At 40.3% G+C, this 17,660-nt stretch carries 20 protein-coding genes; all 20 read left to right on the top strand.

Features of this window, described 5'->3' with window-relative positions:
- Window positions 1-8 precede the first annotated feature (8 nt).
- The 20 genes from ftsY to hslV all read left to right on the top strand — a co-directional run bounded on the left by ftsY (window position 9) and on the right by hslV (window position 17,652).
- Entirely contained in the window at window positions 9-1,259 is a 1,251-nt protein-coding gene (gene ftsY / locus LF822_RS04200) for a signal recognition particle-docking protein FtsY (protein WP_253922698.1), read from the top strand.
- A gap of 74 nt (window positions 1,260-1,333) precedes the next feature.
- Window positions 1,334-1,654, top strand: a complete 321-nt coding sequence (locus LF822_RS04195; RefSeq protein ID WP_253922697.1) for a putative DNA-binding protein — start codon at window positions 1,334-1,336, stop codon at window positions 1,652-1,654.
- Window positions 1,655-1,667: 13 nt separating this feature from the next.
- Entirely contained in the window at window positions 1,668-3,008 is a 1,341-nt protein-coding gene (ffh, locus tag LF822_RS04190; RefSeq protein ID WP_253922696.1) for a signal recognition particle protein, read from the top strand.
- A gap of 93 nt (window positions 3,009-3,101) precedes the next feature.
- On the top strand, window positions 3,102-3,374 hold the full coding sequence (gene rpsP / locus LF822_RS04185) for a 30S ribosomal protein S16 (RefSeq protein ID WP_253922695.1): 273 nt from the start codon (window positions 3,102-3,104) through the stop codon (window positions 3,372-3,374).
- A gap of 14 nt (window positions 3,375-3,388) precedes the next feature.
- Entirely contained in the window at window positions 3,389-3,616 is a 228-nt protein-coding gene (locus LF822_RS04180) for a KH domain-containing protein (protein WP_253922694.1), read from the top strand.
- 65 nt (window positions 3,617-3,681) lie between these two features.
- Window positions 3,682-4,068 carry a YlqD family protein gene (locus tag LF822_RS04175; RefSeq protein ID WP_253922693.1) on the top strand — a complete coding sequence of 129 codons (387 nt, stop codon included), beginning with the start codon at window positions 3,682-3,684 and terminating at the stop codon, window positions 4,066-4,068.
- A gap of 8 nt (window positions 4,069-4,076) precedes the next feature.
- Window positions 4,077-4,592 (top strand): ribosome maturation factor RimM, encoded by a 516-nt coding sequence (gene rimM / locus LF822_RS04170; RefSeq protein ID WP_253922692.1) that lies wholly within the window; start codon window positions 4,077-4,079, stop codon window positions 4,590-4,592.
- The gene (gene trmD, locus LF822_RS04165) at window positions 4,592-5,317 is read left to right on the top strand and encodes a tRNA (guanosine(37)-N1)-methyltransferase TrmD (protein ID WP_253922691.1); all 726 of its coding nucleotides are present in this window, start codon (window positions 4,592-4,594) and stop codon (window positions 5,315-5,317) included. The genes rimM and trmD overlap by 1 nt, the downstream gene beginning before the upstream one ends.
- A gap of 134 nt (window positions 5,318-5,451) precedes the next feature.
- Window positions 5,452-5,796, top strand: coding sequence for a 50S ribosomal protein L19 (gene rplS / locus LF822_RS04160; protein ID WP_188376095.1), 345 nt, complete (start codon window positions 5,452-5,454; stop codon window positions 5,794-5,796).
- Window positions 5,797-5,997: 201 nt separating this feature from the next.
- A complete protein-coding gene (gene lepB, locus LF822_RS04155; protein ID WP_253922690.1) occupies window positions 5,998-6,546 on the top strand; it encodes a signal peptidase I in 549 nt (182 codons plus the stop codon).
- 11 nt (window positions 6,547-6,557) lie between these two features.
- Window positions 6,558-7,400 carry a ribosome biogenesis GTPase YlqF gene (gene ylqF / locus LF822_RS04150; protein ID WP_253922689.1) on the top strand — a complete coding sequence of 281 codons (843 nt, stop codon included), beginning with the start codon at window positions 6,558-6,560 and terminating at the stop codon, window positions 7,398-7,400.
- A 210-nt stretch (window positions 7,401-7,610) separates the two neighbouring features.
- Window positions 7,611-8,381, top strand: coding sequence for a ribonuclease HII (locus tag LF822_RS04145; protein WP_253922688.1), 771 nt, complete (start codon window positions 7,611-7,613; stop codon window positions 8,379-8,381).
- A 16-nt stretch (window positions 8,382-8,397) separates the two neighbouring features.
- Entirely contained in the window at window positions 8,398-10,242 is a 1,845-nt protein-coding gene (locus LF822_RS04140; protein WP_253922687.1) for a hypothetical protein, read from the top strand.
- Window positions 10,239-10,508, top strand: a complete 270-nt coding sequence (locus tag LF822_RS04135; RefSeq protein ID WP_253922686.1) for an EscU/YscU/HrcU family type III secretion system export apparatus switch protein — start codon at window positions 10,239-10,241, stop codon at window positions 10,506-10,508. Before LF822_RS04140 ends, LF822_RS04135 begins: the two co-directional genes overlap by 4 nt.
- Before the next feature lie 137 nt (window positions 10,509-10,645).
- Window positions 10,646-11,806 carry an ADP-forming succinate--CoA ligase subunit beta gene (gene sucC / locus LF822_RS04130; protein WP_253922685.1) on the top strand — a complete coding sequence of 387 codons (1,161 nt, stop codon included), beginning with the start codon at window positions 10,646-10,648 and terminating at the stop codon, window positions 11,804-11,806.
- Between the two features lie 16 nt (window positions 11,807-11,822).
- Window positions 11,823-12,725 (top strand): succinate--CoA ligase subunit alpha, encoded by a 903-nt coding sequence (gene sucD / locus LF822_RS04125; RefSeq protein ID WP_253922684.1) that lies wholly within the window; start codon window positions 11,823-11,825, stop codon window positions 12,723-12,725.
- A 68-nt stretch (window positions 12,726-12,793) separates the two neighbouring features.
- A complete protein-coding gene (gene dprA / locus LF822_RS04120; RefSeq protein WP_253922683.1) occupies window positions 12,794-13,672 on the top strand; it encodes a DNA-processing protein DprA in 879 nt (292 codons plus the stop codon).
- A 156-nt stretch (window positions 13,673-13,828) separates the two neighbouring features.
- Window positions 13,829-15,904 (top strand): type I DNA topoisomerase, encoded by a 2,076-nt coding sequence (topA, locus tag LF822_RS04115; RefSeq protein ID WP_253922682.1) that lies wholly within the window; start codon window positions 13,829-13,831, stop codon window positions 15,902-15,904.
- 274 nt (window positions 15,905-16,178) lie between these two features.
- The gene (xerC, locus tag LF822_RS04110) at window positions 16,179-17,093 is read left to right on the top strand and encodes a tyrosine recombinase XerC (protein ID WP_253922681.1); all 915 of its coding nucleotides are present in this window, start codon (window positions 16,179-16,181) and stop codon (window positions 17,091-17,093) included.
- 13 nt (window positions 17,094-17,106) lie between these two features.
- A complete protein-coding gene (hslV, locus tag LF822_RS04105; protein ID WP_253922680.1) occupies window positions 17,107-17,652 on the top strand; it encodes an ATP-dependent protease subunit HslV in 546 nt (181 codons plus the stop codon).
- Window positions 17,653-17,660: the final 8 nt, after the last annotated feature.

Here is a 17,660-nt window from a genome sequence, read left to right as displayed (position 1 = left end):
ATGTTACGATGAGTTTTTTTAAGAAATTAAAAGATAAATTTATTATTGAACCAGATCCGGTGGAAGAAAAAGAAGACAATAAAGAGCTTGAAAAACACCGTGGGTCAGAGACTCCTGAAGAGAATGAGGCTGACACTGACACTTCCTTAGAAGGTGAAACCGAAACGATTAAGGAAACTGATCAGGCAGAGGCTCTTGTTGGGGAAACGGTTATGGAAGAAGAGCGTGCTTCTGATACTACTGAAGAAGAACCGGAGGAAGAATTAGTAGAAGAAGATAGAGTTCAAGATAATGACTCCATTGCTTCTAAATTTAAAAAAGGGTTAGAGAAAACGCGTAATTCCTTCTCTACGAAGCTGAACGACCTTGTGGCGCGCTACCGCACGGTAGATGAAGACTTCTTTGAAGAACTGGAAGAGGTACTTATTTCTGCCGATGTAGGGGTTAATGCTGTTATGGAAATGATTGAAGAGCTTGAGATGGAAGTGAAACGCCGTAACATTAAAGACACTATAGAGGTAAAAGAAGTCATTTCTGAAAAACTAGTAGAGCTTTACTACGGTGAAGAAATGGAAGAAAGTATAGAAGCACTCAGTACCAATCCTGATGGACTAACGATTTACTTATTCGTAGGAGTTAATGGTGTAGGAAAAACGACTACGATTGGGAAGCTGGCTCATCAATTAAAAGCAGATGGAAAGAAGGTTACATTAGCTGCAGGCGATACCTTCCGTGCAGGGGCTATTGATCAGCTTGATGAATGGGGAAAACGGGCTGGAGTGAATGTCATCAAGCACAATGAGGGCAGCGACCCTGCGGCAGTTATTTATGATGGCATACAGTCCGCTAAATCTAAAGGAGCAGATATACTGATTTGTGATACCGCCGGGCGTCTGCAAAATAAAGTAAACCTTATGAACGAATTATCAAAAGTAAAACGAGTGATCGAACGGGAAGTGCCCGGAGCCCCGCACGAGGTCTTACTCGTTCTTGATGCTACAACTGGACAAAATGCAATGAGTCAGGCTAAGACATTTTCCGAAGCTACTGATGTATCTGGGATTGTTCTTACAAAACTGGATGGGACGGCAAAAGGCGGAATCGTTTTAGCTATTCGAAACGAACTTCGAATTCCTGTTAAATTAGTAGGTTTAGGAGAAAGAGTGACCGATTTAGAAACCTTTGATGCCAATGCCTTTGTTTATGGTTTATTTGCAGATATGATAGAAGAGCAGGAAACAGAGCAGGAAGAACGTTAAACCTTGACACTGCCCGTCCAACTCGGTTAGTATTTGTATGTAAAGGTATTTCACTTAACAAGGAGTGAATAAACGTGCTGGAAAAAACGACACGAGTTAACTATTTGTTTGATTTTTATCAATCATTACTCACTCCGAAGCAGCGGAATTATATGGAGTTGTATTATTTAGAAGACTACTCCTTAGGAGAAATCTCTGAGAATTTCGATGTATCGAGGCAGGCCGTTTATGATAATATAAGACGAACGGAAGCCATGTTAGAAGAATATGAAAATAAACTTCATTTGTATGAAAAGTTCGATAAACGCCAAAAACTCTTTCAGCAAATGGAGTCTAAAGCAGAGAGCGATCACAAATTAAACAAATGGCTCCAGCAACTACAAGAATTAGAATAGGAGGGTTCCTTCGATGGCATTTGAAGGTTTATCCGACCGTTTGCAGCAATCGATACAAAAGATTAAAGGGAAAGGGAAGGTTTCCGAACAGGACGTAAAGGAAATGACCCGCGAAGTCAGACTAGCCCTTCTAGAAGCGGACGTAAACTTTAAAGTTGTAAAAGATTTTGTTAAGCGTATCCGCGAACGTGCGGTTGGTGAAGAGGTAATGGGAAGCTTAACTCCCGGTCAGCAGGTCATCAAAATCGTTAAGGACGAGTTGACAGAGTTAATGGGCGGTAATGAAAGTAAAATTGCCGTTGCCCAGCGTCCTCCGACAGTCATCATGATGGTAGGTTTACAGGGGGCGGGTAAAACCACCACCACAGGTAAACTTGCCAATTTACTGCGCAAAAGCTATAACCGTAAACCGCTCCTTGCTGCAGCAGATGTTTATCGCCCCGCAGCTATTCAACAGCTTGAAACACTCGGCAGGCAGCTGGACATGCCTGTTCATTCACAAGGAACAGATGCGGATCCAGTGGATATTGCCAGGCAGGCGGTGGATAAAGCGAAAGAAGAGCATCATGACTATGTCATTATCGATACAGCAGGTCGTCTTCATGTAGACGGAGACTTGATGGAAGAGCTTCAGCGTATTAAAGAAGCTGTAGGACCAGATGAAATCTTTCTCGTAGTAGATGCCATGACTGGTCAGGATGCAGTGAATGTTGCTGAAAGCTTTGACGAGCAGCTCGATGTTACGGGTGTGCTGTTAACAAAGCTCGATGGTGATACTCGAGGCGGTGCAGCGCTCTCTATTAAAGCTGTAACAGGCAAACCGATTAAGTTTGCAGGTATGGGGGAAAAGCTGGACCAATTGGAACAATTTCATCCTGAGCGTATGGCCTCAAGAATCCTCGGCATGGGGGATATGCTTACACTTATTGAGAAAGCTCAAACCCAGGTTGATGAGAAGCAGGCTAAAGATCTTGAATCAAAAATGCGTAATGCTTCATTTACTTTTGAGGACTTTCTCGAACAGATGGATCAAGTGAAGAATATGGGACCTCTTGATGAAATAATCAATATGATTCCCGGCGCTAATAAGATGAAAGGTCTGCAGAACGCATCATTTGATGATAAGCAGATTGTTCATGTTGAGGCAATTATTCAATCGATGACGAAGGCGGAAAGACAGGATCCTTCACTCATGAATGCAAGTCGTAAGAGACGTATAGCAAAAGGTTCAGGAAGATCAGTTTCAGAAGTTAACCGGCTATTAAAGCAGTTTGAAGATATGAAGAAAATGATGAAGCAGATGAGTAATACAAAAGGGAAAAAGGGCAAAGGAATGAAATTCCCCTTTATGTAATGTAAAAATCCTTTACACACATCAAAACATCTGCTAAAATCTAAACTTGTGCGAAACAATTTATAATAGAAAGATTAATGGAGGTTGTTAAATATGGCAGTAAAAATCCGCCTGAAACGCATGGGATCTAAGCGTAACCCATTTTACCGAGTAGTAGTTGCTGATTCACGTTCTCCTCGTGATGGACGTTTTATTGAACAAATCGGAACGTACAACCCTGTAGCTAATCCAGTTCATGTTGATATTGATGCTGAAAAAGCTATGGGTTGGATGTCAAATGGTGCACAGCCAAGCGACACTGTTCGTAACCTGTTCTCTAAAGAAGGAATCATGAAGCAGTTCCACGATAAAAAAAACAATAAGTAAAGAAGCGTGATATCATGAAAGCCTTGATCGAAACGATCGTTACACCGCTTGTAGATCATCCAGAAGAGATCGAAGTTAACGTTAAGGAAGAGAATAACAAAGTTGTTTACCACTTAACAGTTCACAAAGAAGATGTTGGTAAGGTGATTGGAAAGAACGGTCGAATTGCTAAAGCAATTCGGACGGTGGTTTATGCGGCAGGCTCAGATGCCAGTAAACGGGTCTATTTAGATATCATGTGAGAAAAGGGAGAGGGAAACCTTTCCCTTTTTTTAACACAAAAATCCATACAAGAGGCAGGAATGTCATGCAGATTATCAAGCGAATACCCGTCAAGCAAATCTTAACGGAAACGAGCAGACAAGCGTTGAAGGATCGTTTTAATAAAAAGTATGATCAGCTGGATAATGAAAGCCAGCAGCTGCAATTTGAACAGAAAAAAATTGAAAGAAATAAAGAGTTTAACCAAAATGAAGTTCGTCAACGCTTTAATAAAGAAATCCGGCTTCGCAGGGAAAGAATGAAACGGCTTCAGTATCAGTTGAACCAGCTGGAAACCCTTTCTAATGGCGAAGAATTAAAAGTGGATGAAGTAGAAACTTTGATTAATGTAGAAGAAGGCGATCATTACGAAGAGCTGTTAGGAGACCGCCAAATTGTCATTAAAGATGGAATAGTCATACGAGCGAGGTAGGATATCAGATGAGTGAGCAGTATTTTAATGTTGGTCAAATCATTAATACTCATGGTATTAAAGGTGAAGTAAAGGTTCGCCGCATCACTGATTTTGATGATCGGTTTGAACCGGGGCAGCTTTTGTATTGGGTGAATGAAGGAAATTCAATGGAAGAGCTTGTGGTTAAGAGTCACCGTATTCATAAAGGCTTTGACTTACTAAGCTTTGAGAATCACCCTTCTATTAACGATGTCGAGAGGTTACGTGATGGTTACTTAAAGGTTTCTTCAGGCGCTCAGGAAGTATTAGGAGAGCATGAATTTTATTTTCACGAAATTATTGGTTCGGAGGTTTATCTTACTTCTGGTGAAAAAATCGGGAGTGTCAAAGAGATTCTGACTCCTGGAGCAAATGACGTATGGGTAGTAAAACGGGCAGGTGCAAAGGATGCTCTAATCCCTTACATCGAAGAAGTGGTTAAGGAAGTTCGTCCAGAGAAAAAAGAAATTATCATTGATCCACTAGAAGGGCTGCTGGACTAATGCATATCGATATACTAACACTTTTTCCGGAAATGTTTCATGGTGTGATGGAGCAGTCGATGATGAAAAGGGCAGCTGATAAAGGTGCAGTTTCTTATCAAACGGTTAATTTCAGGGAATACACCGAAAACAAACATCAAAAAGTGGATGATTATCCTTATGGCGGTGGTGCAGGACTAGTTTTAACTCCACAGCCCATTTTTGATGCTGTAGAAACAACGAAAGAAAAGCGTGATACACAACCAAGAGTAATTCTTATGTGCCCCCAGGGAGAGCCTTATTCACAGAAGAAAGCTGAAGAACTCTCTAAAGAAGATCATCTCATCTTTTTATGTGGGCATTATGAAGGATATGACGAAAGAGTAAGACAGGAACTCGTGACTGATGAAATCTCGATTGGGGATTATGTATTAACCGGCGGAGAGTTAGGAGCTATGGTAGTAATTGATTCTGTTGTTCGTTTACTGCCGGATGTGTTAGGCAATGAACGCTCTGCCCCGGAGGACTCCTTTTCTAACGGATTGCTGGAGCACCCGCATTATACGAGACCAAGGGAGTTTAGGGGACATGAGGTGCCTGAGGTACTCCTTTCTGGGAATCACGCCAAAATTGAGGAGTGGAGACATTACGAATCGCTGAAGCGAACCTATTTCAGAAGACCGGATCTCCTTGAGGATCGTGAATTGACGGATAAGGAAAAAGCGTGGCTGGAGCAGTGGAAATAAAGGTTATCCTATTGCGAAATATAGAATTCTATGGTATATTATCAGTTGTGCTTAAACGTTCGGTTTAAGCTTTAAAACGGTGTTCCGCTTTCTCATAGAAGATATGAGCATTAGTTAAGAAGGAGTGAAGACAAATGCAACAACTAATTCATGACATTACGAAGGAACAGCTTCGTACAGACCACCCAACCTTCCGCCCAGGTGATACTGTTAAAGTACACGTGAAGGTTGTCGAGGGTAACCGTGAACGTATTCAGGTATTCGAAGGTGTTGTAATTAAGCGCCAAAACGGCGGAATCAGCGAAACATTTACAGTACGTAAGATTTCTTACGGCGTAGGTGTGGAGCGTACATTCCCATTACACTCACCACGTATTGCTAAAATTGAGCGTGCTCGTCGTGGTAAAGTACGTCAAGCTAAGCTGTACTACTTGCGTAACCTGCGTGGTAAAGCTGCTCGTATTAAAGAAATTATCTAATTTAGTGAAAAGGAGCTTGCATCGTCAAGCTCCTTTTTTCTAAATTTAAAAGCAAATAACTCTCGCATTTCTGATTGTTCAGCTGCAGCGGCTAGACACTCGAGTCATAATCCGTTCTTCTACGTGAAGAAAGTTCCAGCTTGGCTTATGCGGGTCGTGTCTCCCAAGCCGCATCGCATTTCTTGAAAAGGATTGATTTTAATGAAGAAGCAATGGTTTGAATGGATTAAGGCTTTTGCGATTGCTGCGGTCTTAGCCGTGATTATCAGGGTGTTTTTATTCGCACCGGTGATCGTAGAAGGTCCGTCTATGTCACCTAATTTACATAATGGGGATCATTTAATTGTTAGTAAAATTAATTATTCTTTAGGGTCGCCCGACCGATTTGATATTGCTGTCTTTCATGCGACAGATCAGCAGGATTACATTAAACGTATAATCGGCCTTCCTGGTGAAGAGATTGCCATGCAGGGGGACGATCTGTATATTGATGGCGAAGTGGTGGAAGAGCCTTATTTAGAGGGTCAGAAACAGGAATTGGCGGAAGGTGAGCAATTAACTGAAGATTTTACTATTGAGGAGCTTCCAGGAGGACATGCAACGGTTCCTGAAGATACAGTGCTTGTATTAGGAGATAATCGTAATAATTCAACGGACAGCCGTTCTATTGGAATGGTACCTTACGAACAATTAGTTGGGGAAGGGCTTTTTAGCTACTGGCCGATTAATCGTATAGGTCTGCTAGACTGAGGAGGAAAATGATGACGATCCAGTGGTATCCGGGTCATATGGCCAAAGCAAAAAGAGAAGCAGAGGAAAAGTTAAAATTAGTCGATTTTGTTATTGAGCTTGTTGATGCGAGAGCTCCATACTCTTCAGAGAACCCATCTTTACATCAGCTTTTGCAAAACAAGCCAAAGCTTGTAGTCTTTATGAAGAAGGACCTGGCTGATCCGTCGTTAACAGATAAATGGATTAACTATTATGCTGAACAACAGATTACAGCTATCGCAATTGAAGCTAATAATAAGAAAGATATTCAAAAAGTAATTCAATCAGGAAAAGAACTCGGCAAAGAGAAAATGGAAAAGTTAAAAGCTAAAGGTGTCCGACCGCGTCCACTTCGAGCCATGATCCTCGGTATACCTAATGTGGGCAAATCCACTCTAATCAATAGACTGGCCAATAAGAAGACTGCTGAAACGGGAGACAAACCGGGCGTCACCAAAAAACAGCAGTGGATTAAAGTTAAAAAAGAATTCGAACTGCTTGATACTCCGGGAATTCTATGGCCGAAGTTTGAAGATGAAGAGATCGGCTATCGCCTAGCAGCCATTGGGACCATTAAAGATACAATCTTACCTAAAGAAGATGTAGCTGCGTATATTCTTGATTACGTTAGCAGCAGGTATCCTGAATTATTGGAAATGAGATACGGTTTTCAATCTTATGATGATATTATGGAAGCATTCGAACAGATTGGCCGAAAGCGAGGATGTCTTGAAAGCGGAGGTATGGTTAATTTTGATAAAACCGCCGATGTCATTTTGCAAGACTTGCGCACCGGGAAGATAGGCTTAATCAGCTTTGAACAACCGGAATAGATGGAAAACGCAATGTGAGGTGAGTCTCTTATTGCGTTTTTCTTATTTTTGCCTTCTATTTTAATTGCTGTTGAGCTTTAGATTTGAAAAACTATTGACGCATACGCTGGCTGAAGAATGAATGGAAATTATGAAATGAGCACCATGGTGTAAAAGAGCCATTTAATTATTAAAAGAACTGCCGATATATACAGTACAGGAGTGAAGACCTTGAATGTTAACAGCACTATAAAAGAAATCAAACTTCGATTTGATTCAGGTGACCTGACGGAAGAAGAACTGAATGTTTATAGAAATGATCACCGAAAAGGAGTTCAGAAACTCGTAGCTCAGCATGAAAGAAATAAAAGCATAAGGGAAAAGCTTAAAGTTCGTTTTCAAGAGATGAAATTTTTTGAAAATATGTTTAGAAATAAAGGTAAATCCCTAATTGCAGGCATAGATGAAGCAGGGAGAGGGCCGCTGGCCGGTCCAGTCGTAGCTGCAGCAGTAATACTTCCAGAAAAATTTTACTTAGAAGGGTTATATGATTCAAAGCAGTTATCCTTACATAATCGAGAAGAATATTACGACTATATTAAAAAACATGCAGATGTTGGAGTTGGAATGGTTTCCAGTATAGATATTGATAAGCTGAATATATACCGCGCAACCAAGCTGGCGATGAAGAGAGCTGTGGAGCAGTTGACTGATATACCTGACCAATTGCTGATTGATGCTATGGTGGTGGAAGATGTCCCGTGCGACCAGGAGTCAATCATTAAAGGTGATCAAAGGAGTGTGTCTATAGCAGCAGCGAGTATAATAGCTAAAGTTACACGCGATCGCTATATGAAAGAGCTGTCGGTTAAATATCCTGGTTATCATTTTGAGAATAATCAAGGGTATGGAACTAAGGAACACATACAAGCTTTGCAGAATTACGGAATTACACCGTATCATCGAAAAAGCTTTAGTCCAGTCAAAGAACGAATCGATTGATAGGAGGTGTAACAGAGTGAGGGCTGCTGTTAAGGCAATTATTCAATCGTTGCAAGGTTCGAATAAAGATTTCTCTAGATCTCTTAGAGCCGGCCAGGTGGTTAAAGGAGAAATAAAGGAGATTTTACCTGGGAATAAGGCGGTTGTGAAGATTAACCATCAAACAATGAAAGCTCAGCTTGATACTCCGCTGACAAAGGGAGAACGGTATCTTATGCAGGTAAAGCACTTAGATGAGCAGCCTTTGCTGAAAGTATTGTCTGTCAATCCTTCCAGCTCGAATGAAAGTTTGATTCACGTTCTACAATCTATTGAAAAAAAGCCGACAAAAACGAATATTTCCTTCCTGCAGCAATTATTAAAGAGGGGAAGCAGCTTTACGAATCAAAGTTTATATAATGCTCTGACCATAATGGAAAAAGAAGGAATCTCAACTAAGTCAAAAGAAGCTCTTCTTCAAATGTTTGATAAACAGCTTCCTGTGAAGGAGAGTATATTCCAAGCATTAAGAGAAAGAAGTTCAATTTCAATGTCAAAAATGTTTAATGATGTTGCGGAAAAAGGTGCTGTTAACCGTACGAAACTGCAAGATACAGCCAATGTGTTTGCAGGAAGAAAACCTGCCATTCCGTTATCATCGGCTGTTAACAGCCAGTTAATTCGTGAACTCTCCCGTAGTGAACGTTCGAGCTTTTTACTACTTAAACAGGCTCAGGCTATTCCTTCTGACGTAACGTTTAGTAAATTTACAAGCCGTATGGAAGAAGCAATCGGCAGAAAACTGACTGTACCCTTAACCAGGAGCGAGACGGATCAGCTATTACAGGAAGTTAAGAGAAATAACCGGCAGTCTCTGCTCATACAGACGGATTCGAAATTCAAAGAACATATGGCAGCCTTATTTAAAGATCAGTTGGCTGTGTCTCCAAAACAGCTTAGAACCTTGTCGGAGTGGAGTAATCAACTTTCCACAATTTCGTCTAATGGCAGACCTAATATATCTCTACTTTCCCACACTCATGAAATATTAAAAAATGAGTCCGTTTTTACTAAAGTACAGGCAGCGTTAGGTGAAAGTTTCAAAACCGGTATACAAAAGATTGAGGCCTATATAAAACATCCTGAGGGCAATCACAACCTTCCTCTTGTATTTAATGATAAAGTTCAATCTCTGGTGCAGCGTCAAGTTTCAGCTGAGGCTGCCCCTCAATTTTTAGACTGGACTCTAAGAGGAAACATGCTAGAAGGTTTGAATAAGGATTCTATTCTATTAAAGATGAAAGCGGTTATGCAGTTAACTGGTTTTCAGGATGAAGCCGGGCTTCTTAAAGACTCCGAACACCAATTTAACGTAAGAGAAAATACTGTGAAGTCTCTGTTGTTACATAGTCTGCAGGAAAGCGGCAGTAAAAATAATGAAATATTAAAACAGGCACTTCATCTTTTAAATGGAATACAGATCGCCTCTCAACATGAAACCGCCCAGACTCTGCAGCTCACTATGCAGTTCCCTGCGGAATTCTTTCAATTGAATGAAGATGCATATGTTCACTTGGAAAGTAAAAAAAATAATCGTGGAGAAATTGATCCTGACACATGTAGAATTATGTTTTATTTGAATCTACAGCACATGAACGAGACTGCTGTAGATTTAATGATTATTCAGCGCAGTGTAAATGTTACGGTTTACAACGAAAATGAAGGAATTGATAAAATAATTAAAGGTCAAAAGAATAGGTTGAGCAAAGACCTTGAACAATTAAATTATCAGCTGGCTTCCGTCGTTATTAAACAAGGAAAAGATACTGACGTGCCTTCTGATTACAAGTTGGATCAGAGGGGGGTGGACCTGAAAATATGAAACGAAATCAAAAACGCGCAGTCGCACTGGGATACGAATCAGAACAACAATCAGCCCCAAGGGTTTTAGCTAAAGGAAGAGGCTATGTAGCAGAAAATATTTTAAATAAAGCAAGTGAAGAAGGTATTCCGATTCAAGAGGATGCAAGCTTAATAGAGCTATTGGCAGAATTGAATATAAATGAACAGATACCTGAGGAATTATATCATGTAGTTGCTGAGTTATTTGCCTTTATTTACAGGTCAGATCAGGAATTTAAGAATTAATTCGTGATTTTGGTTTACGTAATGTTGTGTCTGTAAACTAATTTGAATTTTTCGACAGAAAAACAGGTTAGTGTGGACAATTGTTGTTGTTTTTTTATACAATGATAATGCAGTGAAATTTGATGGGAGGATGAAACATGAATATTCATGAGTATCAAGGAAAACAAATTATGAGCGATTTTGGCGTACCAGTGCCAAAAGGCCATGTGGCATATTCGGTGGATGAAGCCGTTGAAGCAGCTAAAAAGCTGGATAGCAGTGTCACTGTTGTAAAAGCACAAATCCATGCAGGCGGACGTGGAAAAGCCGGTGGAGTTAAGATTGCCAAGAATCTTGACGAAGTGCGTACATACGCTGACGAAATACTGGGTAAAACGCTTGTAACCCATCAGACCGGTCCTGAAGGTAAAGAAGTTAAGCGCTTACTAATCGAAGAAGGATGCGACATTAAGAGCGAATATTATGTCGGATTAGTATTAGACCGCGCGACTAGTAAGGTAACAATGATGGCTTCTGAAGAAGGCGGTACAGAGATTGAAGAAGTTGCAGAAAAAACGCCTGAGAAGATCTTTAAGGAAGTTATTGATCCTGTAACAGGATTAACACCTTTCCAGGCACGCCGTTTAGCGTTTAACATTAACATTCCAAAAGAAGCGCTTGGTAAAGCGGTTAAATTTATGCTCGGACTTTATGATGTTTTCGTGCAAAAGGATTGCTCCATCGCAGAAATTAATCCACTAGTTACAACTGGAGACGGAGATGTTATCGCATTAGACTCTAAATTAAATTTTGATGATAATGCGCTGTATCGTCAAAAAGATGTAGCTGAACTGCGTGACCTAGACGAAGAGGATCCAAAAGAAATCGAAGCGTCTAAATACGACTTAAGCTATATTGCACTTGATGGAAACATCGGCTGCATGGTTAATGGTGCAGGTCTTGCTATGGCTACTATGGATACGATTAAGCACTATAAAGGAGATCCCGCCAACTTCTTAGATGTTGGAGGCGGAGCAACTACAGAAAAAGTAACAGAAGCGTTCAAAATTATTCTCTCCGATGATAATGTAAAAGGAATTTTCGTCAATATTTTCGGTGGAATTATGAAGTGTGACATTATTGCTGAAGGTGTAGTTGCAGCTACGAAACAAATTGGACTAACACTTCCTCTTGTAGTAAGACTAGAGGGAACTAACGTAGAAGCTGGTAAGAAAATTCTTGATGAATCTGGACTAAATATTACTTCAGCAGATTCCATGGCAAACGGTGCCCAAAAAATCGTAGAACTAGTGAAGTAGAAAGGCGGGGAATGGAATGAGTGTATATATTAATAAGGATACAAAAGTAATAGTACAAGGGATTACTGGTTCAACAGCCCTTTTTCATACGAAACAGATGGTCGAATATGGAACGCAGATTGTCGGCGGGGTAACTCCTGGTAAAGGTGGAACAGAAGTAGAAGGTATACCAGTATTTAATACTGTATCTGAAGCTGTCGAGAAGACTGGAGCTACAGCTTCTGTTATTTATGTACCTGCGCCATTTGCAGCAGATGCTATTATGGAAGCAACAGATGCCGAGATGGACCTGGCGATTTGTATTACCGAGCATATTCCAGTTTTGGATATGGTTAAAGTGAAACGTTATATGGAAGGGAAGAAGACACGTCTGGTCGGTCCGAACTGCCCTGGTGTCATCACTCCTGATGAGTGCAAGATTGGCATTATGCCGGGGTACATCCATAAAAAAGGTCATGTAGGCGTTGTATCTCGTTCAGGTACACTAACTTATGAAGCTGTTCATCAGCTTTCTGAAGCTGGTCTTGGACAATCTACGGCCGTTGGTATTGGCGGAGACCCTGTCAACGGTACGGACTTTATTGACGTGCTTAAAGCGTTTAATGAAGATGATGATACGAAAGCAGTTATTATGATCGGGGAAATCGGCGGTACGGCTGAAGAAGAAGCCGCTGAGTGGGTAAAGGCCAATATGGATAAACCTGTAGTAGGCTTTATCGGCGGCCGTACAGCGCCTCCAGGAAAACGTATGGGACATGCGGGTGCGATTATTTCCGGTGGTAAAGGAACGGCAGATGAAAAGATCCGCGTCATGAATGAATGTGGAATTGAAGTTGCAGAAACACCTTCAGTGATGGGTGAGACACTAATTGACGTTTTGAAAAAAGAAAATCTTTTTGAAACTTGCAAAACTCATTAATTTAAATCAAACCGTGCCCTATGCAGGGCGCGGTTTACCTATTATTATAAGTGAAATGAGGACGAGTAATGAACAATCTACGAGATAAATTAATAGCATTACATGAATGCCCTGATGTAACACGTTCTTTATTAAGAAAGATATTGAAAGTAGAAGGACTGCTTTCGTCGCTGGGACGCACAGCTCCTGAACATCTTGCACAAATCATCAGCATCCCTCCTTCAAAATCCTATAAAATAATTCAATTTATAACAAACCCTAATATAATGAAGAAACTCGACATAAATAAAAAAAATTATCATTATATTACTTATTTTGACAGTGAATATCCTGTGCAGTTACGCACCATTCCAGACCCTCCCCTAGTCCTCTATGCTTTAGGTAATACTTCTCTTCTTCATCTCCCCTTAAACTTAAGTGTAGTTGGAACAAGAACTCCTTCTAATTATGCATACCCCGTTATGAAAAAAATACTTACCCCCCTTGTCAAGGCAGATTTTAATATAGTGAGCGGTATGGCCATGGGTGTGGACCAGCTTGCTCATAAGGTTGCTTTATCTAATGGAGGGACTACAATTGCGGTCCTTGGTTCAGGGTTTCATTATCCGTATCCCAAAAATAATTACAGGTTGTTCGAACAGCTGGCGAAACACCAGCTTCTCTTAAGTGAGTATCCACCCGACACCCCTCCGAAAAAATATCATTTTCCAGAAAGAAACCGAATTATTTCAGGTTTGTCTGAAGCAACTTTGGTTGTTGAAGCCCGCCTTAAAAGCGGATCACTAATCACGGTTGATCAAGCCCTCGAACAAGGTCGTGATATCTATGCACTTCCTGGACCAGTAAGTGCAGCAACAAGTGAAGGGTGTCATTACATTATTCAGCAGGGAGCCAAGCTTGTGCAGAGCTATGAGGATATTCTCCAGGGTTACTGTGAGAAAAATTAAATTTTTTAAAAAAAACGTTTAAAAAAGGGATAAAACGGATCAAGATATCTATAAAATTAAAAAGTAAGTTTGACAAACGGTTTCAATCTATTTAATAATAGGGAAGATTTGTGATATATATAATTAAACAGAAATACCTCTATGGGAGGAAACTACATGGCAGATTATCTTGTAATCGTTGAGTCACCTGCTAAAGCAAAAACGATTGAACGATATCTTGGAAAAAAATACAAAGTTAAAGCGTCATTAGGACACGTACGAGACTTACCAAGAAGTCAAATGGGTGTCGACGTTGAAAATGAATTTGAGCCTAAGTATATAACAATACGCGGGAAAGGCCCCGTACTTAAAGAATTAAAGACAGCTGCTAAAAAGGCTAAACGTGTATATCTAGCTGCTGACCCCGACCGTGAAGGGGAGGCTATTGCATGGCATTTAGCCCACAGCTTGGACATCGACGATAAATCTGAATGCCGGGTTGTTTTTAACGAGATAACAAAGGATGCAATTAAAGACTCGTTTAAGCAGCCCAGAACCATTGATTCGGATTTAGTGGATGCTCAGCAGGCCAGGAGGATTCTAGATCGGCTTGTTGGTTATAACATAAGTCCAATACTATGGAAAAAAGTAAAAAAAGGCTTAAGTGCAGGACGGGTTCAGTCCGTAGCCGTAAAAATTATTATTGATCGAGAAAATGAAATCAAAAACTTTGAACCGGAAGAATATTGGACAATTGAAGCAGACTTCCTAAAAGACAAAGAGGAATTCGAAGGAGCATTCTACGGAGTAGATGGAAAGAAAAAAGAACTCAAGTCTGAAGAAGATGTTAAAGAAATACAACAACAGATGAAGGGTGATCAATTCACTATAGAGAAGGTGAACAAAAGGGAACGAAGAAGAAACCCGTCTCAGCCCTTTACAACCTCTTCACTCCAGCAGGAAGCTGCACGTAAACTTAATTTTAGAGCAAAGAAGACGATGATGGTTGCTCAGCAGCTATATGAAGGAATTGACTTAAAAGGAAAACAAGGGATTACAGGTTTAATCACGTACATGCGTACGGATTCAACCAGACTTTCTAATTCTGCTAAAGCTGATGCGAAATCTTATATTGAAGGCAACTTTGGCAGTGAGTATCTTTCCAAAAGTAATAATGAGAAGAAACAGGGCGGAGCCCAGGATGCTCACGAAGCTATTCGTCCCACAGGTGCTGACAGAGACCCCAAATCGATGAAGAGCATTCTATCTAGGGACCAGTACCGTTTATATAAGTTGATTTGGGACCGATTTATTTCAAGTCAAATGGCGCCTGCCGTATTAGATACAATGACTGTCCACCTTTATAATGAAGGTGTTGAATTTAGAGCAACTGGATCTGAAGTCAAGTTTAAAGGTTTTATGAAAGTGTATGTGGAAGGTAATGATGATAATAAGAAAGAGAAAGATAAGCTTCTGCCTCCATTAGAAGAAGGTATGAAAGTAAAGGCCGAAGCTATTAAACCTAATCAGCATTTTACTCAGCCTCCTCCACGTTATACAGAAGCTCGATTAGTTAGAACGCTGGAAGAGCTTGGAATAGGCAGACCTTCCACATATGCACCGACTTTAGATACCATTCAACGTAGAGGATACGTCGCCCTCGACAATAAAAGGTTTGTTCCTACTGAACTTGGTGAAATCGTCTTAGAACAGTTAAGGGAGTATTTTCCTGAAATTATTGATGTTGATTTCACAAAGGATATGGAAGATGACCTGGACTCTATTGAAGATGGCAAACAGGATTGGGTTTCAATTATTTCTCAATTTTATCAAGGCTTCCAGCCAAGACTTGAAAAGGCTGAGGAAGAAATGGAGCACGTTGAAATTAAAGATGAGCCTGCCGGGATAGATTGTGAGAAGTGCGGCCATGAAATGGTTTATAAAATGGGCCGGTATGGGAAATTTCTTGCCTGCTCAAATTTCCCTGACTGCCGCAATACGAAACCCATCTTAAAGAAAATTGATGTTACTTGTCCTAAGTGTCAAAAAGGGGAAGTGGTTGAAAGAAAAAGTAAGAAAAACCGCAAGTTCTTTGGGTGTGAAAGATTTCCTGAATGTGACTTTATATCCTGGGATAAGCCGATTTCAAGACCTTGTCCTAAGTGTGAATCCCTACTCGTGGAGAAAAAGTCTAAAAAAGGAACACAAATTCAATGTACCGAATGTGATTACAGAGAAGAACAGCAATCCTGATGATGAGAAACCTGCGTCGCAAGAGAGGCGCAGGTTTTTTTTATGAAAAGGATACTAAATTGTTTGACACCTCTTCACTTGAAAGCTATAATTACGGTTTGGTAAGAATAATTACTTGACAGTAATTATTTGTAAACGTTTATTTTTGGTTTCATTAGCCGTATAATAATATAAATGAACCTTAAACAATTCAGAATTTTATTACAATTTTATTAAATGAATTGTTATTATAGTGAATAGTGTGATAAAATTTAGACGCTTTGTGAGGTGAATTATGAACGATAGTGAAATCAAAAGCCAAAAAAATTTATTCTTAGAATATTTGCAGATTGAAAAGAATGCTTCTCCTTTAACAATAACGAATTATAAAGAGGATCTCCTGCATTTTATGAATTTTTTGCAGGGCGAAGCAATATCATCATTGAAGCAGGTTGATTATTCTGTAATTAGAATTTACTTATCCCAGCTCCATAGTGATCAGCTCTCCAGAAGAAGTATCTCTAGAAAGCTATCCTGCTTAAGAAGTTTTTACCGCTTTTTAGAACGGGAAAAACAATTGAACAGCAACCCTTTTCTGAATATAAGGATGCCAAAAACTACGAACCCAATCCCGCAATTTTTCTATGAAGAAGAACTGAAATACTTATTTGAAGTAAGTGATACGACGACTTCTTTAGGCCAGCGTAATCAGGCTTTAATTGAACTGCTGTATGGTACCGGCATGCGGGTGAGTGAATGTGAACAGCTTGTGTTTAGTGACATTGATTTTTCTCTTTCTACACTCCTTGTAAGAGGTAAAGGACGGAAAGAGAGATATGTGCCTTTCGGTCAATTTGCTTCTGAAGCTCTCTCACTTTATTTAAAAGAAGGAAGACCTGATTTGCAAAGTGAAAAAACGCAAGGTACGAACCGTATCTTTTTAAACGCAAGAGGCGGACCTTTAACAGCAAGGGGGATTCGCACTGTTTTAAATAAAATGGTCGAGGACGCTGCATTAACCGTAGATATTCATCCTCATAAGCTGAGACATACATTTGCTACACATCTGCTTAATGAAGGAGCGGATCTCCGTTCAGTGCAGGAATTACTTGGTCATGAGCATTTATCTTCTACGCAGATATACACACACGTCACGAAGGATCGACTGCGGCATGTTTACATGAATAGTCATCCTCGCGCTAATAAATAGATGAGGTGATGGAATGGAGCATCAATTTCATGCAACAACTATATTCGCAGTACAGCACAACGGCACAGCAGCAATGAGTGGTGACGGACAGGTGACTCTTGGTAATCAAGTTGTCATGAAACATAAAGCAGTCAAAGTTCGAAGGCTTTTTAACAGTCAGGTTCTAGCCGGGTTCGCAGGGTCAGTTGCTGATGCATTTACGTTATTTGAAAAATTTGAGGCGAAGCTTGAGGCCTATGACGGCAATTTAGCACGAGCTTCTGTAGAACTGGCAAAAGAATGGCGCAGTGATCAGGTTCTCAGAAAACTCGAAGCCATGTTAATTGTGATGAACAAGGAGAAGATGTTTTTAGTTTCTGGTACTGGTGAAGTAATAGAACCGGATGACGGTATTCTCGCTATTGGCTCTGGAGGAAACTATGCACTTAGTGCAGGTCGTGCATTAAAGAGGTATTCACCTGACCAATCAGCTGAAGAAATCGCTCAGGCCGCTTTAGAGATAGCAGGCGAAATTTGTGTATTTACAAATAACAATATTACGTTAGAGGTTTTGGAATAGGAGGCTTG

This window comes from Halobacillus sp. A5, assembly GCF_024189315.1.
Lineage (GTDB): Bacteria > Bacillota > Bacilli > Bacillales > Halobacillaceae > Halobacillus_A.
This window is presented reverse-complemented; position numbering and strand designations above follow the sequence as displayed.